The sequence below is a fragment of the Streptomyces torulosus genome (genome assembly GCF_001419765.1).
Lineage (GTDB): Bacteria > Actinomycetota > Actinomycetes > Streptomycetales > Streptomycetaceae > Streptomyces > Streptomyces torulosus.
In genome coordinates this window covers 1-4,163 of sequence record NZ_LIRK01000730.1, presented here as the reverse complement: position 1 = coordinate 4,163, position 4,163 = coordinate 1, and the positions used below count along the sequence as shown (strand labels likewise).

Sequence of the window (4,163 nt, the reverse complement as noted above, 5' to 3'; positions counted from 1 at the left end):
TTCGGCGTCGGCAAGACCACGATGGTGGGCTCGGTGAGTGAGGTCGCCCCGCTGGAGACCGAGGAGCGCATCACCGCGGCGAGCGTGGGCGTGGACGACCTCGCGGGCGTCGAGAAGAAGACCTCGACCACGGTCGCCATGGACTTCGGCCGTATCACCATCTCGCCGGAGCTGGTGCTCTACCTCTTCGGTACGCCGGGTCAGGACCGCTTCTGGTTCATGTGGGACGACCTGTCGACGGGCGCACTGGGGGCCGTGGTCCTCGCGGACACCCGCCGTCTGGACGCGTCGTTCGCCTCGATCGACTTCTTCGAGTCCCGCGACATTCCGTTCGCCGTGGGCGTCAACTGCTTCGACGGCCGCAGGGAGGCGACCGCCGAGCAGGTCCGCCAGGCCCTCGACCTCGACCCGTCGACGCCGGTCGTGCTGTGTGACGTGCGCGAGCGCCAGTCCAGCAAGACGGTCCTGCTGGCGGTGCTGGAAGCGGCCCGCGCCCAGGCTGAGGCCCGGCTGGCGGCGAGCGGACAGCTCTGACGGCCGGGCCCGCGGCGCGGCGCCCCCGGCACGGGCTTCCGCGCCTCCGCGCCGCTCAGGGCTCCAGCTCTGCGGCGTGGGCGAGGAGTTCGGCGCGGCCGATCGCGTCGGTGCGGATCGAGGGGACCGTGCAGGCGTACGCGCCGGCGATGGCGCCGAAGAGGCCGCACCGGTGCGATGGTCCGCCGGTGAGACGGCCGAAGAGACAGCCCGCCGCGAACGCGTCCCCGGCGCCGTCGGAGTCCACGACCGGCGCCGGTGGGTCACCGCCGGAACACAGCTGAGCACACCGCCGGCCAGGTGGTACGCGCCTTCGGCGCCCGCCGTGGCCCGACCACCTGGGCCCGGCCGCGTTCGGCGATCGGGCGCATCGTCCTCTCCGGGTCGACGTGCGCGGCGGCCGACAGGACCAGACGTCGATCCAGGGCTATGGCCCTTCTGACGGATCTCCGTGGGAGAAGGAGCGGCGTCCGGTGCGTGCTCTCGCCGTGCCGCGTGGAAGTCCTCGTAGCGGCGCTACGGGGGCTTTCGCGCGGTGCGGCGAGAGGGCGTGCCGGGGGCCGTGACGCCGCGGAGATCCGTCAGAAGGGCCCTATGTGCTCACCGTGCTTCCCTCTCGCCGTGCGGAGAGGGAAGCGTGGACCCGGTCGTGCGGTCCCGGTGGAAGGTCACGCCGTCGGAGGGGCGGGCTCGGCGGTTTCCCGGCCCTCCGACGGCAGTTCTGCCCAGACGACGCGACCGGACCGTTGTGGGGTCTCGTCGACCCCCCAGTCGCTGCTGAGCATGCCGACCAGCATGAGCCCGCGTCCGTTCTGGTCGTCGGGTCCGGGTCGGCGTCGGGCGGGCTGGGCGTGACCGCAGTTCTGGTCCTCGACCTCGATGCGGAGCCGCTGCCCGGTGAGGTGCAGCCGACACACGATCCACTCGCTCGTGGTGTGGGTCAGCGCGTTGGTGACGAGTTCGGAGGTGATGAGGAGGGCGTCCTCGCGGAGGTCCGGAGTCACTCCCCACTCTTCGAGCAGTTCGCGGACCGTTCTGCGTGCCTCACCCGCCGAGGCGGGCACCGCGGGCAGTCCGAAAACGCCCGCTCTGTGAGGCTCGTAGGCGGCCACCCTCTGGGTGGGTGGACACATGGCCGGGGGTAACCGGTCCGACGACTGGGGGAGGAGGGGCGGAGCCATCGCCGTATGCCTTTCGTGGGCCCTTCGCACCGTCAGTGGTGCCGGTGCCACGGCCGGCCTCGCCATACGCCGCGAGGGTCGTGCAACTCGCTGCGCACAGCGCTGAGTTGCGGCCACATCTCCCCCAACCTGGCCGCGCAGCCCCAGCGTTCACCGAAGCCGTGACGGTGCTCCCACTCTGGCATCCGTGAACAACACCTCGCAACCAGCAAGTTGAAATTTGCAATTCGTCGATCGCAGGAGGCCATCCTTCGCGCCAAGATCGTGCCAGACTGCGTCATCGAGGCGAGGAGGTGGGCGTGACCGCGGAGACCGACTGGGGCGGGGCCCCCTCCGTACTGCGCATGATCCTCGGCCGGCAACTGGAGGAACTGCGCACCCGCGCAGGCCTCACGTTCGAGCAGGCCGGTGAGGCGATCGGGGTGAGTCACTCCACGATCCGCCGGATGGAAGCCGCCAAGGTCGCCCGGCTGCGCCTGCCGGACGTCGAGAAACTGCTCCAGGTCTACGGGGTGGGCGACCAGCAGGAGATCGAGACCTTCCTCAAATCGGTCCGCGAGGCCAACAAACGCGGCTGGTGGCACACCTACCGGGACGTCCTGCCCGACTGGTTCGCCGCGTATCTGAGCCTGGAGCAGGCGGCGCTCCAGATCCGCGCGTACGAGGCGCAGTTCGTGCACGGGCTGCTGCAGACCGAGGCGTACGCGCGGGCCCTGCTGGGCGCCGGCAATCCGCACGCGGCGACCGAGGCGACCGAGCGCCGGGTGGCGCTGCGGATGCGCCGCCAGGAACTGCTCACGCGGGAGCAGCCGCCTCGGCTGTGGGTGGTGATGGACGAGACGGTGCTCCGATGGCCGGTGGGCGGGCCGGACGTGATGCGCGCCCAGATCGACCATCTGATCGAGATGAACCGGCTGCCGCATGTGACGGTGCAGCTGATGCCGTTCCGGAACGGCCCGCATCCCGCGATGCGGGCCGGTGCGTTCCATCTCTTCCGGTTCAGGGCACCCGAATTGCCGGACATCGTCTATCTCAACGGTCTGGTGGGCGCGGTGTACCTCGACAAGGGGGGCGACGTTGTCGTCTACCGCGAGGCCATGGACCGGCTGGGCGCGCAGTCCGCGCCGCCCCGCAAGACCGAGGCCCTCCTCGGCGCCCTACGCAAGGAGCTCTGACGTGCACCACGACATATCCCAGGAAGTGCGCCACTCGATACGTGACATCCGCGACGTACGCAACGGCATGCCAGCCCGCGACCTCGGCGCCCACGACTGGCGCCGGCCCTGGAGCGACGACGCGGGCGGTGCCTGCGTGGAGGTGAAGAAGCTGGCGGACGGCCGGGTCGCCGTACGCCAGTCGACCGATCCGGACGGCCCCGCGCTGGTCTTCACCCCACGGGAGATGACCACGTTCCTGGCCGGAGTGAAGGCGGGCGAGGCCGACTTCCTGCTGTGAACCCCCCTGCTGCCAAGCTGTGTTGACGCACCACTTGCTGAACCGGGGTTCGACGCACACCGGACCCCGGGCTTTTGCCCGACCACGCACCTGGACCGAACGACCTGATGGGAGGGGCGGCGTTGCCCGACAACGGATGGCCGGCCGACCGGATCGACACCGAGCACGCGCATTCCGCGCGCATCTACGACTACATCCTCGGCGGCAAGGACTACTACCCGGCCGACAAGGAGGCCGGTGACGCCATGGCGCACGAGTGGCCGGCCCTGCCGGTCCATATGCGCGCCAACCGCGACTGGATGAACCGCGCGGTGCGCTGGCTCGCCGAGAAGGCCGGCATGCGCCAGTTCCTCGACATCGGAACCGGCATCCCCACCTCCCCCAACCTCCACGAGATCGCCCAGTCGGTGGCCCCCGAGTCGCGGGTGGTCTACGTGGACAACGACCCCATCGTCCTCACCCTGTCCCAGGGACTGCTGTCCAGCACCCCCGAGGGCAGGACCGCGTACATCGAGGCCGACTTCCAGGACCCGGAGACCGTTCTCGGCTCCCCCGAGTTCCTGGAGACCCTCGACCTCTCCCAGCCGGTCGCGCTCACCGTGATCGCGATCGTCCACTTCGTCCTGGACGAGGACGACGCGGTGGGCATCGTGCGCCGGCTCCTCGAACCCCTGCCGTCCGGCAGCTACCTCGCGATGACCATCGGCACCGCCGAGTTCGCGCCGGAGGAGGTGGGCCGGGTCGCCCGCGAGTACGCGGCCCGCGACATGCCGATGCGGCTGCGCACCATCGACGAGGCCCATGAGTTCTTCGAGGGCCTGGAACTCGTCGAGCCGGGCATCGTCCAGGTCCACAAGTGGCACCCGGACGGCACCGGCGAGCAGAACATCCGCGACGAGGACATCGCGATGTACGGGGCGATAGCCCGCAAGCCGTAACCAGGGGGCGGCGCTCCCGGCTCTCCCCCGGCGCCGCCCCGCACCTGTCCCTTAT

At 70.4% G+C, this 4,163-nt stretch carries 6 protein-coding genes; 4 read left to right on the top strand and 2 right to left on the bottom strand.

Going from position 1 to position 4,163, the window contains the following annotated elements:
* On the top strand, nucleotides 1-534 hold a 534-nt coding region (locus AOK23_RS38670; RefSeq protein ID WP_055717144.1), incomplete at its 5' end, for a GTP-binding protein.
* A gap of 55 nt (nucleotides 535-589) precedes the next feature.
* Here the strand turns inward: AOK23_RS38670 and AOK23_RS52140 are convergent.
* Together AOK23_RS52140 and AOK23_RS38660 are read right to left on the bottom strand one after the other, a co-directional pair.
* Complete coding sequence (locus AOK23_RS52140; protein ID WP_055717143.1) at nucleotides 590-781, bottom strand: hypothetical protein; 192 nt, start codon at nucleotides 779-781, stop codon at nucleotides 590-592.
* Nucleotides 782-1,202: 421 nt separating this feature from the next.
* On the bottom strand, nucleotides 1,203-1,667 hold the full coding sequence (locus AOK23_RS38660) for an ATP-binding protein (protein ID WP_055717142.1): 465 nt from the start codon (nucleotides 1,665-1,667) through the stop codon (nucleotides 1,203-1,205).
* 347 nt (nucleotides 1,668-2,014) lie between these two features.
* Here AOK23_RS38660 and AOK23_RS38655 point away from each other — a divergent pair, with 347 nt between their 5' ends.
* The 3 genes from AOK23_RS38655 (at nucleotide 2,015) to AOK23_RS38645 (ending at nucleotide 4,108) form a co-directional block, all read left to right on the top strand.
* The gene (locus AOK23_RS38655; protein WP_055717141.1) at nucleotides 2,015-2,890 is read left to right on the top strand and encodes a helix-turn-helix domain-containing protein; all 876 of its coding nucleotides are present in this window, start codon (nucleotides 2,015-2,017) and stop codon (nucleotides 2,888-2,890) included.
* Nucleotides 2,891-2,957: 67 nt separating this feature from the next.
* A complete protein-coding gene (locus AOK23_RS38650) occupies nucleotides 2,958-3,170 on the top strand; it encodes a DUF397 domain-containing protein (RefSeq protein ID WP_055520851.1) in 213 nt (70 codons plus the stop codon).
* Between the two features lie 122 nt (nucleotides 3,171-3,292).
* A complete protein-coding gene (locus tag AOK23_RS38645; RefSeq protein ID WP_055717145.1) occupies nucleotides 3,293-4,108 on the top strand; it encodes an SAM-dependent methyltransferase in 816 nt (271 codons plus the stop codon).
* Nucleotides 4,109-4,163 lie beyond the last annotated feature (55 nt).

Bases quoted from the DNA above. Each gene is read 5' to 3' on its own strand.
- AOK23_RS38660 (WP_055717142.1), bottom strand. From the start codon at position 1,667: ATGTGTCCACCCACCCAGAGGGTGGCCGCCTACGAGCCTCACAGAGCG.
- AOK23_RS38650 (WP_055520851.1), top strand. From the start codon at position 2,958: ATGCCAGCCCGCGACCTCGGCGCCCACGACTGGCGCCGGCCCTGGAGC.